The organism is Amycolatopsis sp. VS8301801F10, from assembly GCF_046195355.1.
Lineage (GTDB): Bacteria > Actinomycetota > Actinomycetes > Mycobacteriales > Pseudonocardiaceae > Amycolatopsis.
Genome location: NZ_CP176065.1, coordinates 7516904 through 7535192, shown reverse-complemented (window position 1 = coordinate 7535192; position 18289 = coordinate 7516904). Strand labels below are relative to the sequence as shown.

Below are 18289 nucleotides of genomic sequence, written 5' to 3'. Positions count from 1 at the left end.
CGACGGCCATTCACGCGTCCAGCTACTGTAATACGTTTTACGACCGTCAGGAAGACGCAACATCGGACGGCGCTCGCGGGGGCACGGAGCGCAGCCGGGAACCCGGCTGGAGTCCCCGCGGAGCGCGGTGGATCGGGCCCGGCCGCGCAAGGGATGCGGGTGCGGACGACGCGGCGGGGCGGAATTCTCTCCGGGCGGGCCGCCGTGCTGGAGCGGCGCCCGGGTCAGGCGCGGAGCTTCTCGCGGAAGGCGTCGATCCGCTCGCGGGGAAGGCTGTCGAAGTCTTCGGTGGTCGTGTCGATCGAGGCGAGGACGCGTTCGAGCCGCTCGAGGTGGTCCGGCCGGGCTCGCCAGTGGGAGAGCGGGGCGCGGAGCGTCGCCTCGAGAAGGTCGCCGGGGTAGAAGTCGCCTTCGCACAGCGGATCCTGCTCCAGCATGGCCAGCGCGCGCGGCACGAGGAACGGCACGCCGACCTGCTGGCCGAGCAAGAGCCGGAGGTCCTCGACGGTGAGCAGGGCGAGGGGCTTGCGCCGCAAGCGATGCACGGTTTCGATCAACCGGGTCGCGTCGGCGGGCGGGTCGCCCCAGTCGGAGTTTTCGAGCTGTTCCAGCGATTGCGCGGACCGGTCGGTTCGTCGGGACATGGTGCTCACCTCGTTCCGGCAAGGATTTTCGCATCGAGGGGGCGAGGATCCGGGAGAAGTCCACGAGGGGAACCCCGGGAAGGGGACGCACGGAACGCGGCTGCCCGTTCATCGCGGCGAAGCAGGGCGGCGCGGCGACTGTGACTGTGCGGACCGCTTCGGATCGACGGGCCTCTCGGTGGTCGCGTTGTTCCGGCGAGCCCGTCGCGTCGGCGGGTTCCGGGTCTCACGGGGCGGCTCAGGCGTGCGCGTCCAGATAGGCCGGGTCCGGGGGTGGGATCGGGACGTCCGGCTGTCCGGCCAGCAGCTGGTTCATCGCGGCGAAGTACGGTGGCGCGGCGACTGTGCCGCCGAAGGCGCCGTGGCCGCAGTCGCCCAGGTGGACTGGGGTGCCGGGGCAGATTTCCTGGGGGTGCGGGCCGTCGGCGAAGACCATGGACGACACGGCGTAGTGGTCGACTCCGCCGACGAACGCGACGGATTCGCTTTCCTGCGTGGTTCCGGTCTTGCCGATGTCCGGGTGGGTCCAGCCGGCCGCCTGGGCCGCGCGGGCCGACGTGCCGACGGTGGTGTCCTGGCTCAGCCCCGCCTCCAGCGTGTTCGCGACGCCGGGCGGGATCACCTGTTCGCACGCCTGCTGGTGCAGCGCGACGGGCTGGCCGTGCCGGTCGGTGACGGACAGGATCGGATTGGGCGGGCACCACGTGCCGCCGCTCATCAGGGTGGCCGAGACGTTCGCCATTTCCAGCGGGCTGACCGGGCTGTTGCCCAGGGTGAAGGACAGCAGGTTCTGGAAGTACTGCGACTGCGGTTCGTTGTACTGCGGGTTTTTCGACCGCGGGTCGGCCGGGTCGGTGATCGGCTTGGTGCCCGCGTCGTTGGTCGCCATGGTGGTGCGCAGGCCCAGTTTCCGCGCCATGTCGAGCACCGCGGGCATGCCCACTTGCGATTCGAGGCCGACGAACGCGACGTTCGGCGACGTCGCCAGCCCGGCGGCGAGTGAGATCGGGTTCGGGTAGCTGGTGCCGTCGTTGCTCACCGGATAGCAGTGCGTGTACCGGTTCATGTTGGGCGGGTTGAAGCAGTCGTGGTACGGGTTCGGCAGCGGCGTGTTCAGGCCCGCCTTCCCGGCGACCATCGCCGCGGCCGAGGTGAAGATCTTGAACGACGAGCCCGCGCCGAACTTGTTGCTCGCGTCGGCGACGATGTTCGTGGACGTCTCGCCCTGGTCGGGATCGGTGCCGTAATTGCGGTTCGCGACCATCGCGAGCACCTGGTGCCCGTCGCTGCCGGGCTGCACGACCGCGAAGGTGTTGGCGACGCCGTCCTGCGTGGTCGGCACGTTCGCGTCCACCGCGTCCTTCGTCACCTGGCTGACGTGCGGGTCCATGGTGGTTTTCACGGTGTACCCGCCGGTGTCGATCTGGTCGGTGGTGAGCCCGGACTGCACGAGGTAGCGCACCGCGTACGCGCAGAAGAACCCGGCGTCCGGTGCCGCGCCGAGACACGTGCTCGACGGTGCTTGCGGCCGCGGACCGCTGAGGCCCAGCGGGGTCGCCTTCGCGGTTTCGCCGTAGGACGCCGGAATCGAGCGTGCGGACACCATCGCGTCGATCACCAGATTGCGCCGTTGGAGCGCCTTGTCCGGATGCGTGTACGGGTTGTAGATGTTCGGGTTGTTCACCATCCCGGCCAGCAGCGCGGCCTGCGGCACGGTCAGTTTGTCCGCCGTCGTCCCGAAATACGCCTGCGCGGCGGCTCCGACGCCGTAGACCGTGCCGGTGTACTCGACCACGTTCAGGTAGTCGGCCAGGAGGTCGTCCTTGGACACGGTTTGGCTCAGCTGCACGGCTATCTTCGCCTCGCGCAGCTTGCGCGCCAGCGAATCCTCCTGATCCCGTTGCTGCGCCGCCTTGTTGTTGCGGTCCACGACGTTCACGAGGTAGTTCTTCACGTATTGCTGCGTGAGCGTGGACGCGCCCTGCAGGTTCCCGCCGGAACTGTTGTGCACCGCGGCGCGCAGCATGCCCTGCGGGTCGACGCCGCCCTCCTGATAGAACCGGCGGTCCTCGATGTCGACGATCGCGGCTTTCATCGCCGGGGAGATCTGCGCCGCGGTGACCGGAATGCGGTACTGCGAGTACAAAGTCGCGATCGTCCCGCCGTTCCGGTCGGTGACCGTGGTGACGAGCGGCGGCTCCGCGTGCACCAGGTCGGCGGAGATGGCGTCGACGGAATCGCTGACCTGATTGGACAGCACGCCGGCTCCGATCGCGACCGGCGCCAGCGTGCCGGCGACGAGAATCCCGGCCAGCACGCACAATCCGAGGAACGGGGCTATCCCCCTGCGACGAGACACGGTTCCCACGTTATGCCTGTCCCGGTGAGGAAACTGTGTGCATCTCGGGGTTTTTCATCGAGCCAACCTTCCCAGCAGAGCCGAAGCGACCGCGATCGCCAGCGCGGTCGCACCCACTAAGACGCCGAAGTCCGCTCCGAGGTTCTCCGGGGTCCCGATCAAGAGCCCCCGCAAGGCATCGACAAGGTAACTGAGCGGGTTCACGTGGCTCAGAGCCTTGAGCCAGGACGGCATCAGGTTCACCGGATAGAGCGCGTTGGACCCGAAAAACAGCGGCATCGTGATCGCCTGGCCGATGCCCATCAGCCGTTCGCGGGAAAGCACCAAACCGGCGATAACGATCGAAAAACAGCAGAAAAAGGCCGAACCGAGCACCACGGCCACCGCCGCGCCCAGCAACCGCAACGGGTTCGCGGTCAGCCCGACGCCGAGCAGTGCGGCCAGGAGCACCACGATGAACGCCTGCACGAGCGCGCGCACTCCGGCGGCGAAAGCCTTGCCCGTCACCAGAGCGGCGCGTGGCGTCGGGGTGACGAGCAGCTTCGCGAGGACGCCCGCGTCGCGTTCCCAGATGATCTGGATGCCGTAGAAGATGGAGATGAAGAGCGCGGACTGGGCGAGGATGCCGGGCGCGAGGTAATCGAGGTAGGGCACGGATCCGGTCGGGATCGCGCGCAGGCGGGTGAAGGTCTCGCCGAAGATCAGCAGCCACAGGGCCGGCTGGATGGCCCGGGTGAGCAGTTCGGTTTGGTCGCGGCGGAGTTTTTGCAGTTCTACCAGGCACATCGCGCCGATGCGGGAGAACAGCACGCGCAGCTGGCCCAGTGGACTGGGGTCGGCTGGCACGGCGAGTGGCGCGGACATCGCGGTTCCCTTCTTTGTGGGGGCGCGTTTCCGGTGGTGAGCTGGAATGCGGCGGGGACGGGGTTAGCCTGGGGCGGGTGTCGCGGTTTCCTTCTGTGCGGGGCGCGTTTCCGGTGGTCAGGTGGAATGGGAGGGGGCAGGGGCAGCGGGTGATGCGGTTTCCTTCTGCGTGGAGCGCGTTCCGGTGGCGAGCGGGGGAATGCGGCGGGGGTCAGCCGAGACGGCGGGCGGTGCGGCGGGCGGCGCGGACGTCGCGGAGCCCGCCCGCGTCGAGTGCGTTGCCGGTGACTGTCCGGAATACGTCGTCCAAAGTGGACTCCGGGCCGAGTCCGGCTTCGAGGTCGGCCGGGGTGCCGAGCGCGCGGATCTTGCCGGTGTGCATCAGCGCGACGCGGTCGCAGTACTGCTCGGCTTCGTCCATGTAGTGGGTGGTGACGAGCACGGTCATGCCGGTGGTGGCGCGGATTTCCGAGATCCGCTCCCAGACCGCCGAGCGCGCGACCGGGTCGAGGCCGATGGTCGGTTCGTCGAGGATCAGCAGCCGGGGCGAGCTGACCAGCGCCTGCGCCAGTTCCAGGCGGCGGATCATGCCGCCGGAGTACCGTCCGGCGGGGCGGTCCGCGTCGTTTTCCAGGCCGACCAGTTCCAGTGCCTCGCGCACCTGCGCGGCTCGCCGGGCGCGGGGAACGTCGAAGAGCCGGGCGAACAGCGCGACGTTCTCGCGGCCGGTGAGCGCGCCGTCGGCGGAAAGCTGCTGCGGGACATAGCCGAGCAGCCGGCGGACGGCCGTCCGGCGGCGGGCGACGTCGAGCCCGAAGACGGTGATGTGGTCCGCGGGCACGGGCAGAAGCGTCGTGATCATCCGGATCGTGGTGGTTTTCCCGGCTCCGTTCGGGCCGAGGAGTCCGAAGACCTCGCCGGATTCGATGGCGAGATCCACGCCGTCGACCGCGACGGCGGCGCCGAAGGAGTGCCGCAATCCGGTGCAGCGGACTGCCGGTTCGCTCATGTGTCCTCCTTGAGCACTTCGGTGAGCCGTTCGAGAGCGGGCAGCGCGGCGGCGATCGCCGCGGTGTCCTCTTCGGACAGGTGGGCGAGCGCGTCGGAGACCAGCCCGATCCGGGCGCGCCGCCAGGCCGCCATCCGGTCCCGGGCCGCGTCGGTGAGCTGCAGCCGCGCGGCCCGGCGGTCGGCCGGGTCGACTTCGCGGCGCAGCAGACCGGCCTCGGTGAGCAGGTTCACGAGCGTGCTCACCGAGTTCCCGGCCAGGCTCAGCTCCCGGGCCGCCGCCGCGACGCCGATGCCCGGGTTCCGGTGCACCACCCGCAGCAGTTCCACCTGCGAGCCCGGCAGATGCGATCCGGGCAGTTCGGCTCCCACGCGCCGGCGCACGACGCGGCGGATGCCCAGGACAGCGGTGAGAACGCGTTCGGCGAGGTCGATCCGGGGTGCGGGCATGCCGCCACATTAGCTCTGACTCAGAGTTATTAGCAACACTAAATGTCTCGTTCGCCCGAAGTCCGCCGATTCATCCCCGGTGCAGCAGCAGTGCGCCGCCCAGCGCGATCATGGTCGCCGCGATCACCCCGTCCAGGATTCGCCAGGCCGTGGGGCGCGCGAAGACGGCGGACAGCCTGCGCGCGCCGAGCCCGAGCGCGGTGAACCAGACCGCGCTCGCGACTACCGCGCCGATGCCGAAAAGCCAGCGGCTGTCCCCGTGTCCGGCCGCGACGGAACCGACGAGCAGCACCGTGTCGAGGTAGACGTGCGGGTTGAGCCAGGTGAGCGCGAGGCAGGTGAGGAGCGTGCGTTTCGGCGAGGACAGGTCCGCGGGGGAGACGGTCAGCGTGCCCGACCGGAACGCGCGGCGCGCGGCGAGAATTCCGTACCCGACAAGGAAAAGCCCGCCGACGATCGCGATCGCCTGGAGCGCCGACGGCCACCGCTGCAGGACCGCGCCGATCCCGCTCACCCCGGCGGCGATGAGGATCGCGTCGGAAAGCGTGCAGACGAGGATCACCGGCACGACGAGGCCGCCGCGCAGCCCTTGGCGGAGGACGAAGGCGTTCTGGGCGCCGATGGCGACGATGAGGGACATGCCGGTGCCGAATCCGGCGCTGAGCGCAGCGATCACCCCGCCGACGGTAGAAGCGCCCGCGGGCATTAATCCAGGTAAAGATTCTGAACTAAGATAAGCGATCGTGATGTCCGATCTTCCGCTCGACCAGGTCCGCACCTTGCTCGCGGTGGTGGACGAGCAGTCGTTCGACCGCGCCGCGGCGGTGCTGCACGTGACGCCGCCCGCGGTGAGCCAGCGGGTGAAGGCGCTGGAACAGCGGATCGGCCGGGTGCTCGTGCTGCGGTCGAAACCCGTGCGGCTCACCGAATCCGGCGAGGTGCTGGTGCGGTTCGCGCGGCAGCTGACCCGGCTCGAAGCGGACACGCGCGCGGAGCTGGGCCTCGGCGGCCCCGGCCGGCCGGCCACGCTGCCGATCGCGGTCAACGCGGACTCGCTGGCCACCTGGTTCCTGTCCGCGCTCGAAGAGGTGCCCGCCGAACCGCCGGTCTCGTTCGACCTGCGCAGCGACGACCAGGACCACACCGCCGCCCTGCTGCGCGAGGGGCTGGTGATGGCCGCGATCACCGCGACGCCGCAGCCGGTGCAGGGCTGCACGGTCAGCCGCCTCGGCACGATGCGGTACCGGGCGGTGGCGTCGGCGGAGTTCGTGCGCCGCTGGCTGGACGGCGGCCCGCTGGCGGAACGGCTGCCCGCCGCGCCGGCCGTGCTGTTCGACCGGAAAGACGATCTGCAGGACCGGTTCCTGCGCAGGCTGACCCGGCGCAAGCTGCCGAGCCGGGTCCGGCACTACGTCCCGGCGTCGGTGTCCTTTGTGGACGCGGTGGCGGCCGGGCTGGGCTGGGGGATGGTGCCGGAGCTGCAGCTGTCCGGGCGGGACCTGACGGATCTCGCGCCGGACCGGGCGGTGGACGTGGCGTTGTACTGGCAGCAGTGGAAGCTCGACTCGCCCGCGCTGGCCGCGGTGGCGGAGGCGGTGGGGCGGGCGGCCGGGCGCGCGCTCGGGCCGTAACGGGCGGATCGGCAGACAGGAACGCGCGGGCTTTCCGGCCGAGAGGATCTCCGGTGACGGCACGGGCCAGCGCCGAGGCGATCGACCGGCTGAGCGACGACTGGACGAGGCCGAGGAACTGGACCGCGAAGCGGTGCGGGAGTTCCCGGACGACCCGGCGCTGGGGAAGGCGCAGCTGATCCGGTACCGCCGGGAAGAAGCGCTGGAGTCCTTGGCGGTCGGCCGGGGACTTCGTCGAGGGCGAGGACGTCTTGCAGCAAACCTTGCGCCGCAACGATTGCGCCCTTCCGCGGTGGCAATTGCTGGTCGCAGTGGCCAAATTGCTCATCGAACGCGGCGACGCCACCCAAGGCAGGCAGTTCCACGCCGACGCGCCCGCCCGCGCGCAGGAGGCGATTTCCCTTGCCGCGAACGAAGCCGAACCGTACTTCGTGGCCGCCGTCGCGCGGTACCAGCTGGCTGAGTCCGCCGGGGATTTCCCGGCCAAGCCGATGCAGCGGCGCAAGGCGATCCGCGACCTGCGGCGGTGCGTGAAACTCGATCCGGGGAACGTCGAGGCGCAGCGCAGCGAAAGCCTGCGGATCACCCGGAGCAGCACGGCGGGCAGCGTCGTGGTGGTGGTCGCCGCGCTGATCGCGTTGTGGGTCGCCTTCTTCTTGCCGGACAAGATCACCGGCGTCATGCTGACGACGCTCACGACGGTGCTCGTCGGGCTCGTGGTCGTCGGCCTGGTGCTGCCGTTCCTGATCCGGCTGCAGCTCCCCGGCGGGGTGGAGGCCGACCTGAGCGCGAGCATCCGGCAGATCTCGTCCGGCCCGGCCGGCGAGGACACCTTCGGACCGGGCCGGTTCAGCGTGACCGCCGCGGCGGCGAGCCCGGGGCCGGAGGGGCAGTTGGCTCGGTTGTGAGTCAGCTTTGTGCGATGGGCCAGAGGTCGTCGTTGAGGAGCCGTTTCACGATCTTCCCGGTCGCATTGCGCGGTAGCTCCGGTACGAAGTAGACGTCGCGCGGCACGGCGAAGCGGGCGAGGCGTTGGTGGATGTAGTGCCGGACGTCTTCGGCGTGCATGCGGGCGCCGTGGCGGAGGACGACGTAGGCGGCGAGGCGTTGGCCGAACTCGTCGTCCGGGACGCCGACCACGGCTGCGTCCCGGACCCCGGGCAGTGCGGCCAGTGCTTCCTCCACCGGGCGCGGGAACACGTTCTCGCCGCCGGACACGATCATCTCGTCCGCGCGGCCGGTGACGAACAGGCGTCCGGACGCGTCCTGGTAGCCGACGTCGCCGGTCGCCATCAGGTCGTGGGCCCGGGGGACGCTGGAACCGTTCGTGTAGCCGTCGAACAGCATGTCGTTGCCGACGAAGATCTGGCCCTCGTCGCCGGGCGGGACCGGGCGGCGTTCGTCGTCCAGGATCGCTACCTGGGTGCCCGGCGGGCAGCGGCCCGCCGACGTCGGCGCGGCGCGCAGGTCCGCCGGGTCGGCGATGCTCGCCCAGGACACCTCGGTGGAGCCGTAGAAGTTGTAGAGGACGTCGCCGAAGGTGTCCATGAACGACGTCACGAACGCGCCCGGCATCGCCGACCCGCTGCTCGCCACGATCCGCAGCGACGACAGGTCGTACCGGCTGCGCACGCGTTCGGGCAGGTCGAGGATCCGCTGCAGCATGATCGGCACCGCGAACAGCGCGTCGCAGCGGTGTTCGGCGATCGTGCGCAGGGTTTGCTCCGCGTCGAACCGGCGGATCAGCGACAGTTCCGCCCGCAGCGCCATGCCGAGCTGCATCGCGGCCAGGCCCCAGCTGTGGAACAGCGGCGCGGCCACCGCGATCTTGTCCCTGGCCCGCAACGGGATCCGCGACAAAACGGTCGCCGACGTGCTCACGCCCTTCGGCGTCGGACGGCGGGCGCCCTTCGGCGCGCCAGTGGTGCCGGAGGTCAGCACGACGATCCGGCCTTCGCGTTCGCTCGGCTTCGGCCGGGCCGTCGGGGCGTCCTGGAGCAGTTCGTCGAGCGTGCGGTAGCCCTGGTCGGCGTCGTCCCACGTGCTCACCCGCGGGAACTCGCCGGGCACCGACGCGATGATCGGCGCGAACTCGTCGTCGGCCAGCACCGCGGCGGGCGGATGCTGCGTGAGCACTTCCTCGACGGCGGCGGGGGAGAGGCCGGTGTTGAGCAGGATGACGTCGGCGCCGAGTTTGCTGCAGCCGACGAACGCCTCGACCATCGCCGCGTGGTTGCGGCACATCAGCGCGACCCGCGAACCGGCCTCGACGCCGAGCGCGGCCAGTGCGTTGGCCAGCTGGTTGCTGCGCTCGTCGATCTCGCCGAACGTGCGGGTGTTGCGCTCGTCGTGCACCGCGACGTCGTCGGCGCCGCGGGCGGCCGCGGCGAGGTATCCGCCGGCCAGCGTCGCGCCCCAGCGCGCGAGGGAACTGAGCTGCTTGACCATCTTGTCCGGCCGTCCCGCGGCCAGCACGCCCGCGCGGACCAGCGTGTTCGCCGTGCGCAGGGCGGTGGCCTGCTCCTGCTCCGGCGGGTCGCCGGGCAGCCCGGACAGCTGCTGCCCGATCCGCTTCGCCAGCTGTTTGAGCAGGCCTTTCACCGTGCCGCGGGCGAGCAGGCCGGAGTGTTCCGGCGGCAGCGACGGGAGCATCATCCGCAGCACGATCTCGGTGCCGCCGCGCGGGACCGGCCGCAGTTCGACCGACACCCAGGTGCGCTCGTCCGGCAGCCCGCACCAGACGACGTGCTCGCCCGGCCGGTAGACCGCCGCGTGGATCGTGCCCTCGACCAGGGTTTCCCGGTCCGGGGCGAGCCGGATCAGGCAGTGCGGCCCGCGGCCGCGTTCGGCCGGCACGGTGACCTCGCACCAGCTGATCGCCGGGACGAACCTCGGGTACAGCTCGGGGCTGCCGACGATCTGCCACACCTGTCCGGGCGGGTGCCCGACCACCGCACTCGCCTCGACCACATCGTCTCGCATCGCGATCCGCCTCGCCGCCGCACGCGTGTGGGCTCCCCGGTCCTTCCCGGACGCGTGTTCAGGTTGCGGGGACGCTACCAGGCACTGCGGGCCTGGGGTACTCCGAAGGACGGGAAATCCAACCAGATGGGAATTTTCTTGCCGGGTCCCCCGGGGCCGGCGGCGGCCGCGGACCGGCGGGTTCCGGCGCTCCGGACATAATGGGCCGGGTGGAGCAACTGGTCGAGGAATACGGACCCAGCTGGGACCCGGGCCCGTACGAACGGGGCACCGACGGACCGCGCGTGATCCTGGTCGGGGCGGACACTTCGCCGACCGGGCTGCGGGCGACCGCGTACGGCGGCGGTCTCGCCCGGCGGCAGCGCGCGCGGCTGGTCGTGGTGTACGTGGCCGCGCCGACGGTGTGGACCGGGCTCGCCGCGGCCGCCGTCGTCGACGTGCAGCAGCAGACCTTCGAGGAGGAGATCGAGCAGCTGCGCGCGGAACTGCGCGACCGGGCGGCCGACCTGCAGGTGCCGGTCACGTTCGTGGTCCGCCGCGGCGAGACCTTCCCCGAACTGCGCCAGGCCGCGCTGGAGGCGAACGCCGACATGGTCGTGGTCGGCGCTTCCGAACAGGGCGGGCACCGGCTCGTCGGCTCGGTCGGCAACCGGCTGGTGCGCGCGGCGACCTGGCCGGTCGTCGTGGTGCCGTGAGCGATTTCGAGAACATCGTCACTCGGCTGCGCGCCGCCGGATGCGTGTTCGCCGAGGACGAGGCCCGGCTTCTGCTGGGCCAACCGGGCGACCTGGCCGGGATGGTCGAGCGCCGGGTCGCCGGGGAGCCGCTGGAGCACATCCTCGGCTGGGCGGAGTTCGCCGGCCGCCGGTTCGTCGTCGCGCCGGGCGTTTTCGTACCCCGGCATCGCACCGAGCTGCTCGTCCGGCTGGCCGCCGGGTTCGCGCACGAGCGTTCAGTGGTGCTCGATCTGTGCTGCGGTTCCGGTGCGCTGGGCGCGACGGTCGCGGCCGAGGTGCCCGGGATCGAACTGCACGCGGCGGACGTCGAGCCCGCCGCGGTCGGCTGCGCGCGGCGCAACGTGCCTGGTGAGGTCTACCAAGGCGATCTCTACGCACCTCTTCCGCGACGGTTGCGCGGCCGGGTGGACGTGGTGATCGCGAACGTCCCGTACGTCCCGACCGGCGACGTCGCGTTCATGCCGCCCGAGGCACGCGACCACGAACCCCGGGTCGCGCTCGACGGGGGAGCAGACGGTCTCGACGTTTTCCGCCGCGTGGTCGCGGAGGCTCCGGCGTGGCTCGCGCCCGGCGGACACGTGCTTTTCGAAGCCAGCGAACGTCAAGCGGCCGCCGCGACGGCCGAACTGCGCCGGTCAGGGCTGGTCGCGTCCGTCGAAGAAGACGACGAACTCGGCGCGACAGTCGTGGTAGGACAACGCGAACACTGAGCGGCGAACCGGATTCGCCCGCATTCCGTACTGCGTGCGTCCGGTGGGGACGTCTAGGGTCAACCCATGAAGGTCGGCCTGCTCACCCGGGAGTACCCGCCGGACGTGTACGGGGGAGCGGGGGTGCATGTCGAGTTCCTCGCCCGGGAGCTGCGGTCGCTGGTCGACCTCGACGTGCACTGCTGGGGCCCCGACCGGCCGGACGGCGCGCGCGGGCACCGAGACGCGCACGGATACGCCCAGCCCGCGTTCGCCACGATGGACATCGCGGTTTCGATGGCCGACGCGCTCGCCGGGCACGATCTCGCGCACAGTCATACCTGGTACGCGAACCTCGGCGGGCATCTCGCGAAGCTCGCGCACGGCATCCCGCACGTCATCACCGCGCATTCGCTCGAACCGCTGCGGCCGTGGAAAGCCGAGCAGCTCGGCGGCGGCTACCGCGTGTCGTCGTGGATCGAGCGCGAGGCCTACGAGGCGGCGGACGCGATCATCGCGGTCAGCTCCGGCATGCGGCGCGATGTGCTCGCGGCGTATCCGAACGTCGATCCGGCGCGGGTGCACGTGGTGCGCAACGGCATCGACACCGAGCTGTACCAACCCGATCCCGGCACCGATGTACTCGAGAAGCACGGCATCGACCCGAACCGGCCGTACGCGTTGTTCGTCGGCCGGATCACGCGGCAGAAGGGCGTGCCGCATCTCGTGCGTGCCGGGGCCGCGCTGGACGAGGACGTGCAGCTGGTCCTGTGCGCGGGCGGCGCGGACACGCCGGAACTGGACGCGGAGTTCCGCGGGCTGGTCGCGGAATTGCAGGAAAAACGCTCTGGGGTGCACTGGATCCCGGAAATGCTGCCGCGCGGCGAAGTCGTCCAGCTGCTGACACATGCGCTCGTGTTCGTCTGCCCGTCGGTGTACGAACCGCTCGGCATCGTGAACCTGGAAGCGATGGCGTGCGGCACCGCGGTGGTGGCCAGCGACGTCGGCGGGATCCCGGAGGTGGTCGCCGACGGCGAGACCGGGGTGCTGGTGCATTACGACGAGAACGAGCCCGGCGCTTTCGAGGCCGGGCTCGCGCGCGGGATCAACGGCTTGGCCGCCGACCGCGAGCGCGCCGCCCGGCTGGGGCTGGCCGGACGGGACCGCGCGGTGGGAGAGTTCGGCTGGGCAGCGATCGCCGCCGCGACGGTCGGGGTTTACGAGGCGTGCGGGAGGGTTTCGTGATCGACGGATCCGATGTGCTGGGGATCGTTCTCGCCGGCGGCGAGGGCAAACGGCTGATGCCGCTGACCACCGACCGGGCGAAACCCGCGGTCCCGTTCGGCGGCGTGCACCGGCTGATCGACTTCGTGCTCTCCAATCTGGTGCACGGCGGGATCCGCCGGATCTGCGTGCTGACGCAGTACAAATCGCATTCGCTGGACCGGCACATCTCGACGACGTGGCGGCTGTCGTCGCTGACCGGCGAGTACGTCACGCCGGTGCCGGCGCAGCAGCGGCTGGGCCCGCGCTGGTTCCAGGGCAGCGCGGACGCGATCCACCAGAGCCTGAACCTGGTGCACGACGAATCGCCCGCGTACATCGCGGTGTTCGGCGCGGACAACATCTACCGGATGGACCCGCGCCAGATGATCGACGCGCACATCGCGTCCGGCGCGGGTGTGACGGTCGCCGGCATCCGCGTGCCGCGCGCGGAGGCCCGTTCGTTCGGCGTGATCAGCACCGAGGACGGCACCAAGATCGACGCGTTCCTGGAGAAACCCGACGACCCGCCGGGCCTGCCGGATTCGCCGGACGAATCGTACGTGTCGATGGGCAATTACGTGTTCACGACGCAGGTGATGCTCGACGCGCTCCACGAGGACGCGAAGAACCCGGCGTCCAAACACGACATGGGCCGCGACATCATCCCGGCGCTGGTGGAGAAATCCGAGGCGGCCGTCTACGACTTCAACGGCAATGTGGTGCCCGGCGAAACCGACCGGGACCACGGCTACTGGCGCGACGTCGGAACGATCGACAGCTATTACGACGCGCACACGGATTTGATTTCGACGCAGCCGATTTTCAACCTGTACAACCGGAAATGGCCGATCCTGGCCCATCCCGGCCAGCGCGCGGCGGCGAAATTCGTGGAAGGCGGCACGGCGACCCAGTCGATCGTCAGCAACGGCTGCATCATCTCCGGCGCGCAGGTGGTGGATTCCGTGCTGTCGCCGGACGTTTTCATCGAGAACGGCGCGGTCGTGCAGGGCTCGGTGCTGCTGGACGGCGCCCGGGTCGGGCGCGGCGCGGTGGTGCGGCGCGCGATCCTGGACAAGAACGTCGTCGTCCCGCCGGGAGCGCACATCGGGGTGGACCTGGCCCGGGATCGCGGCCACTACCACGTCAGCGACTTCGGGATCGTCGTGCTGGGCAAGGGGGAAACGGCCATCTAGCCCGCGGCTTCCCCGCGGAGGGCCGCGACCGCGCGCGCGACGACGTCGGCCGGGGCGGGCTGCTCGCCCATCTCCGCCCGGACCTCCGCGGCCGCGCGGCGGAACGACTCGTCCTCGAGCAGCTGCGCCACCAGCTTCCGCACCGTGAACACGTCCACAGTGGACGGATCGTGGCTCAGCCCGACGCCCCGGTCGACCACTCGCTCCGCCGACATCGGATTGTCCGCGAAGCTGGGCAGAACCAGCTGCGGCACTCCGTAGAACAACGGCGCTGCAGTGGTCCCGGACCCGCCGTGGTGCACGATCGCCGCGCATCCCGGCAAAAACGCCGACAGCGGCAAATACCCCACCGACCGGACATTCCCCGGAAGCTCGCCCAGTTCGCTCAGATCAGCGGTGCCCGCCGCGAGAACGACTTCGACGTCCATCCCGCCGAGCGCGTCGAGCACCACCTTCAGGCTGCTGACCCCGCTCATCGCCGGAACCACCGTGCCCAGCGTGACAGCCACCCGAGGCCGTTCCGGCTTCCGCAGGGCCCACTCCGGCAGCACGGCCCCGCCGTTGTAGGGCACGAACCGCATCGGCCACCACGGGACGCCGTCGCGTTCGTCGGGGTGCTCCTCGTCCGCCCGCAGCCCGCCCATGCTCGGCGCGCGCGGGTCGATCCGGGCGAGGACGTTCGCCGGCGCGTCGCCGATGCCGAGCTTCTCGCGCATCAGCGTGACGAGTTCGCCGTCCAGGAAGTCGTCGTGCTCGGTGCGCCACGAGAGGTCGCGGGTCGACCACGAGATCCGGTTGCCGACCTCGAGCGCGGGCACGCCGAGCGCGGCCGCGGCGAGCGCGCCGGCCCCGTGGTCGGACGGGTAGACGACCAGCTCCGCGCCGAACGCCCGGCCCGCTTCGACGGTGCCTTCGGTCATCGCGGCGGTGAAGAGGCCGAACGGCCCCTGGTGCCGCCGGGCGATCCGGTACTCCTCGGGTTCGTCCGGGTCCGGGGCACTGCCGTCCTTGACGGTGGCCAGCAGGTCGGCCCAGATGTCGCGGCCGGGGAAGACGTCGGCGACCGGCAGCCCGGCGCGCGCGGACACCTCGGCGATCTCGGCGGTGGTGGCCAGCAGCACCTCGTGCCCGGCGGCGCGGGCGGCCCAGACGACCGGGATCAGCGGCAGCGTGAGCCCGTACCCGGGCGCGGACGCGAACAAGATCTTCACGCCTCCGAGACTGCCAGAACCGTGACGCTCCCCGCATCCCGGTTCCCGTTTCCGAACCCCGGTAACGCGCCGGGCCGCCGCCGCGACACATCCGCAGATCATCTCTCCCCGGAAAGGCCCGGTCCCCCATGCGAAGATCCCGTATCGCGGCATTGCTGACCCTGGTCGGCCTCGGCATCGCGATGTCCCCCGCCGTCGCCGCCGACGCAGGCCAGACCAGTACGTGGTGCACCAAGAAGGAGCAGGTGGCGATCCTCGGCACGTCCGCCGACACCGGCTACGGCACCACGGGCTACCAGTCCACGACGGACACTTACGCTCCGACCACCTACGGCTGGACCACGAAAATCGCCAACGACCTCCACGCCGAGTGGAACACCACGACCAAGAACTACGCGCACAACGGCGCGATGGCGACCGACTACCTCCCCGGCGGCCGCTGGCCCGACACGACCGGCGCGCTCGCCGACCTCACGCAACGCCAGCCCGACCTGGTGCTCGTCGACCTCGGCGGCAACGAGCTGATCGCCCAGGTCGACCCGGCGGTGTTCAAGGCGAACCTCGGCAAGCTCATCGACAACATCCGCGCGGCGCGGCCCGGAGTGGACATCCTGCTGTCGATCTACGCCGAGCTGAAGTGGACGCCCAACCCGTGGGGCGGGCAGACGCAGAAGTACTTCTGGTCGCAGTACGGCACGGCGATCTACCAGACGGCGGTGGCGAAGGGGACGGCGCTCGTCGATTTGCGGCAGTACATCCCGCCCGCCGGGTCGGCGAATCTGCCGAACCCGAGCCCGTGGATGGCCGACAACGTGCACCTGAACGACGCGGGGAACCTCGCCGAATACGGGATGTGGTGGGGGTGGACGTCGAGTCTGGGGAGTATTTGCTGAACGGTGCGGGGTCGGGTCGCTGATCCGGGCTGGCCGCGCTGGGGTGCGGCGGGTCGGACGGCGGCTTCGGACGGCGGCTTCGGGGAGCCGCCGTTTCGGGCTGCGGTCTTGGCGGGGGTTGCCGGGGTTCGGCGGTCGCGACTGTGCACGGTTCGGTGGTTGATCTGGCCTGGCTGCGCTGGGAGGTGGTGGGCTGGATGGCGGTTGAGTGGCGGCTTGGGGGAGCCGTCGTTCCCGGGCTGCGGTGTTGGCGGGGGTTGCCGGGGTTCGGCGGTCGCGACTGTGCACGGTTCGGTGGTTGATCTGGCCTGGTCGAGCTGGGGTGCGGCGGGGCTGGACGGCGGTTGAGCGGCGGCGTCGGGGAGCCGCCGTTCCCGGGCTGCGGTCTTGCGGGAGCTGCCGAGGTCCGGAGGTCGTGCGGAGGACGGCACGACCTCGCCGGGGCTGTTTCGGCACCCGGGACCGCGACGGGCGAGCGGGGCTTGCCGTCGCTGAACGGGTTGCAGGCGCGGCGGCGGGCGGGTCGCGGTCCGCTTGCCGGGTGGGGCGGCCGGTGGCTGGATGGTGGGCTTCTGCCGGTCGCTGCTCGCGGTGTTTCCGCGACCTGGGCGACGGCGCGTCGTCATCGGCCCGCGTGCCCGGCGGTGCGGTCGACGGCCGGAGGGCGGCCTTCTGCCAGCGCGTGGTGGCGGAACCCGCACCCCAGCCGCGCATTGCCGCTGCTCACAACGTTTCCCCAGGTCAACCTGGGTGGCGTAACCTCGGCGTAATACAAACCCCGGTAGCGTCGCCGGCGTGGTGACTGCGCAGCGGAGGGCGGAACGGGCCCGGCAGGTGGCCGACGGGTTGCGGCAGCGGATCGTCGCGGGCGAGGTCGGCGAGTTGCTTCCGGGCGAGCGCGAGCTGGGCGAGTGGTTCGGCGCGTCGCGGAACGTCGTCCGGGAGGCGCTCGGCTTGTTGCGGGACGAGGGGCTGGTCGAGCGTCGGCAAGGTGTCGGGACGGTGGTGGTGCGCCCGAAGTACGGCCACGGGCTCGACCAGCTGACCGGGCTGGCCGAGGCGCTCGAGGGGCACGGCGAGGTCGTGAACGAGGTGCGCACGGCCGGGACGGTCGCCGCGCCGCCCGCGGTGGCGGAGCGTCTCGGCCTGGCGGCGGGGGAGGAGGTCGTGCACCTGGAGCGCGTCCGGCGGCTGGGCGGGGCGCCGTTGTCGCTGGACTCGACGTATCTGGTCGCCGACCTGGGAATTCCGTTGCTGGGCAAGGATTTGGCGCACCGGGACCTGTTCGCGCTGCTGGAGGAGACCAACGGCATCCGGCTGGGGCGGGCGGAGGTCGAGGTGCACGCGGTGTCCGCCGGGCCGGACACGGCCGCGTTGCTGGACATCGCGCCGGGGACCGCGGTGTTCGCCCTCGACCGGTTGACCCGGCTGCCGGACGGGCGGCCGGTGGACGCGGAGTGGCTGCACATCCGCGCGGACCGGCTCACCTTGCGCGCGACCTTGCACCGGGGGCCGGGGTGATCCGCCGAAATCGGTTGCCGGGGCGGCCGGTGCACCGAGAGGGAGTGATTCGATTGGCAGGCTGCGGGTGCCGGCGGGGCGAGAGCGGCTTTCGGTGGTGGCCCAGGTGATCGCGGCGCTCATCGTGACCGGGTTGCTCGCCGGGATCGGCATCACCGCCGTCGGGCCGGGCGGGGTGCTCGCGACCGTCGGGCTGTTCGTCTTCACCTCGCTCACCCCGGCGCAGGTGGCCGGGACGGCGATCGTCACGCACGTGGCCACCGGGATTCTCGGCAGTGCCGCGTTCGTCCGTTCCGGACAGTTGCGGGAGCCGGAAACCCGGCGGGTGGCGGGAGTTCTCGCCGCGGCCGCGACAGTGGGGACGCCGCTGGGGGTGCTGCTGAACTCCTGGGTGTCCGCTAAGGCGTTCGGAATCGTCCTCGGCGGATTCGCGCTGGTCGTGGCGGTGTTCGTCGGGTTCAAGGGACGGGAGCGGGCCGTCGGGACGCCGGTCGCGGGGGCGATCGGGGCCGGGGTCGCGGTGGTCGCGGGGCTGGTCGGGGTCGGCGGGCCGATGCTGGCGGTGCCGTTGCTGGTGGTCGCCGGGATGCCGGTGCTCGGCGCGCTCGCCGCGGCGCAGGTGCAGTCGGTGGTGATCGCCGGCGTCGGCACCCTCGGTTATGTCCTGGACGGAGCGGTCGACTGGCGGCTGGCGGCGATTGTCGGGATTCCGGAGCTGGCGGGCGTTGTGCTCGGCTGGCGGATCGCGCACGCGCTGTCGACCAAGACGCTTAAAGCCGTTCTCGTCGCGGTGCTGGTCGGGATCGCGCCGTATCTCGCGTTGCACGGCTGAAGCCGGGTG

The 18289-nt window shown here is 71.0% G+C and carries 17 protein-coding genes; 9 read left to right on the top strand and 8 right to left on the bottom strand.

The genetic code is table 11. From position 1 onward, the window contains the following. Positions 1 to 224: 224 nt before the first annotated feature. The 6 genes from F9C11_RS34540 to F9C11_RS34515 form a co-directional block, all read right to left on the bottom strand. Positions 225 to 644, bottom strand: coding sequence for a contact-dependent growth inhibition system immunity protein (locus tag F9C11_RS34540; protein ID WP_409181556.1), 420 nt, complete (start codon positions 642 to 644; stop codon positions 225 to 227). Between the two features lie 238 nt (positions 645 to 882). Beyond that, the gene (locus F9C11_RS34535) at positions 883 to 3012 is read right to left on the bottom strand and encodes a transglycosylase domain-containing protein (RefSeq protein ID WP_409181555.1); all 2130 of its coding nucleotides are present in this window, start codon (positions 3010 to 3012) and stop codon (positions 883 to 885) included. 45 nt (positions 3013 to 3057) lie between these two features. Further along, a complete protein-coding gene (locus F9C11_RS34530; RefSeq protein ID WP_409181554.1) occupies positions 3058 to 3867 on the bottom strand; it encodes an ABC transporter permease in 810 nt (269 codons plus the stop codon). A gap of 211 nt (positions 3868 to 4078) precedes the next feature. Next, complete coding sequence (locus F9C11_RS34525; protein WP_409181553.1) at positions 4079 to 4876, bottom strand: ABC transporter ATP-binding protein; 798 nt, start codon at positions 4874 to 4876, stop codon at positions 4079 to 4081. Further along, positions 4873 to 5325: a MarR family winged helix-turn-helix transcriptional regulator gene (locus F9C11_RS34520; protein WP_409181552.1), complete on the bottom strand. Its 453-nt coding sequence runs from the start codon at positions 5323 to 5325 to the stop codon at positions 4873 to 4875. The genes F9C11_RS34525 and F9C11_RS34520 overlap by 4 nt, the downstream gene beginning before the upstream one ends. 70 nt (positions 5326 to 5395) lie before the next feature. Further along, positions 5396 to 6031 carry a LysE/ArgO family amino acid transporter gene (locus F9C11_RS34515; protein WP_409181551.1) on the bottom strand — a complete coding sequence of 212 codons (636 nt, stop codon included), beginning with the start codon at positions 6029 to 6031 and terminating at the stop codon, positions 5396 to 5398. A gap of 40 nt (positions 6032 to 6071) precedes the next feature. Here F9C11_RS34515 and F9C11_RS34510 point away from each other — a divergent pair, with 40 nt between their 5' ends. Next, complete coding sequence (locus tag F9C11_RS34510) at positions 6072 to 6956, top strand: LysR family transcriptional regulator ArgP (RefSeq protein WP_409181550.1); 885 nt, start codon at positions 6072 to 6074, stop codon at positions 6954 to 6956. 311 nt (positions 6957 to 7267) lie between these two features. After that, positions 7268 to 7864, top strand: coding sequence for a hypothetical protein (locus tag F9C11_RS34505; RefSeq protein WP_409181549.1), 597 nt, complete (start codon positions 7268 to 7270; stop codon positions 7862 to 7864). Position 7865: 1 nt separating this feature from the next. On the opposite strand, the gene F9C11_RS34500 is transcribed toward F9C11_RS34505, so the two are convergent. Next, positions 7866 to 9938: an AMP-binding protein gene (locus F9C11_RS34500; protein ID WP_409181548.1), complete on the bottom strand. Its 2073-nt coding sequence runs from the start codon at positions 9936 to 9938 to the stop codon at positions 7866 to 7868. Between the two features lie 209 nt (positions 9939 to 10147). Here F9C11_RS34500 and F9C11_RS34495 point away from each other — a divergent pair, with 209 nt between their 5' ends. From F9C11_RS34495 to glgC, 4 genes are all read left to right on the top strand, one after another. Further along, positions 10148 to 10633 (top strand): universal stress protein, encoded by a 486-nt coding sequence (locus tag F9C11_RS34495; RefSeq protein ID WP_409181547.1) that lies wholly within the window; start codon positions 10148 to 10150, stop codon positions 10631 to 10633. Next, positions 10630 to 11385 carry a putative protein N(5)-glutamine methyltransferase gene (locus tag F9C11_RS34490; protein ID WP_409181546.1) on the top strand — a complete coding sequence of 252 codons (756 nt, stop codon included), beginning with the start codon at positions 10630 to 10632 and terminating at the stop codon, positions 11383 to 11385. Before F9C11_RS34495 ends, F9C11_RS34490 begins: the two co-directional genes overlap by 4 nt. A 66-nt stretch (positions 11386 to 11451) precedes the next feature. Then, positions 11452 to 12609, top strand: coding sequence for a glycogen synthase (gene glgA, locus F9C11_RS34485; RefSeq protein WP_409181545.1), 1158 nt, complete (start codon positions 11452 to 11454; stop codon positions 12607 to 12609). Next, positions 12606 to 13823, top strand: a complete 1218-nt coding sequence (glgC, locus tag F9C11_RS34480; protein WP_409181544.1) for a glucose-1-phosphate adenylyltransferase — start codon at positions 12606 to 12608, stop codon at positions 13821 to 13823. Before glgA ends, glgC begins: the two co-directional genes overlap by 4 nt. Here the strand turns inward: glgC and F9C11_RS34475 are convergent. Continuing rightward, complete coding sequence (locus F9C11_RS34475) at positions 13820 to 15034, bottom strand: nucleotide disphospho-sugar-binding domain-containing protein (RefSeq protein WP_409181543.1); 1215 nt, start codon at positions 15032 to 15034, stop codon at positions 13820 to 13822. The genes glgC and F9C11_RS34475 overlap by 4 nt on opposite strands. Positions 15035 to 15162: 128 nt before the next feature. Here F9C11_RS34475 and F9C11_RS34470 point away from each other — a divergent pair, with 128 nt between their 5' ends. From F9C11_RS34470 to F9C11_RS34460, 3 genes are all read left to right on the top strand, one after another. Then, positions 15163 to 15927, top strand: coding sequence for an SGNH/GDSL hydrolase family protein (locus tag F9C11_RS34470; RefSeq protein WP_409181542.1), 765 nt, complete (start codon positions 15163 to 15165; stop codon positions 15925 to 15927). 795 nt (positions 15928 to 16722) lie between these two features. Next, a complete protein-coding gene (locus F9C11_RS34465) occupies positions 16723 to 17448 on the top strand; it encodes a GntR family transcriptional regulator (RefSeq protein WP_409181541.1) in 726 nt (241 codons plus the stop codon). Between the two features lie 67 nt (positions 17449 to 17515). Next, entirely contained in the window at positions 17516 to 18280 is a 765-nt protein-coding gene (locus tag F9C11_RS34460) for a sulfite exporter TauE/SafE family protein (RefSeq protein WP_409181540.1), read from the top strand. Positions 18281 to 18289 lie beyond the last annotated feature (9 nt).

Coding starts and splice junctions, on each gene's coding strand:
- F9C11_RS34540 (WP_409181556.1), bottom strand. CDS start 644: ATGTCCCGACGAACCGACCGGTCCGCGCAATCGCTGGAACAGCTCGAA.
- F9C11_RS34530 (WP_409181554.1), bottom strand. CDS start 3,867: ATGTCCGCGCCACTCGCCGTGCCAGCCGACCCCAGTCCACTGGGCCAG.
- F9C11_RS34525 (WP_409181553.1), bottom strand. CDS start 4,876: ATGAGCGAACCGGCAGTCCGCTGCACCGGATTGCGGCACTCCTTCGGC.
- F9C11_RS34520 (WP_409181552.1), bottom strand. CDS start 5,325: ATGCCCGCACCCCGGATCGACCTCGCCGAACGCGTTCTCACCGCTGTC.
- F9C11_RS34515 (WP_409181551.1), bottom strand. CDS start 6,031: ATGCCCGCGGGCGCTTCTACCGTCGGCGGGGTGATCGCTGCGCTCAGC.
- F9C11_RS34510 (WP_409181550.1), top strand. CDS start 6,072: ATGTCCGATCTTCCGCTCGACCAGGTCCGCACCTTGCTCGCGGTGGTG.
- F9C11_RS34500 (WP_409181548.1), bottom strand. CDS start 9,938: ATGCGAGACGATGTGGTCGAGGCGAGTGCGGTGGTCGGGCACCCGCCC.
- glgA (WP_409181545.1), top strand. CDS start 11,452: ATGAAGGTCGGCCTGCTCACCCGGGAGTACCCGCCGGACGTGTACGGG.
- F9C11_RS34470 (WP_409181542.1), top strand. CDS start 15,163: ATGCGAAGATCCCGTATCGCGGCATTGCTGACCCTGGTCGGCCTCGGC.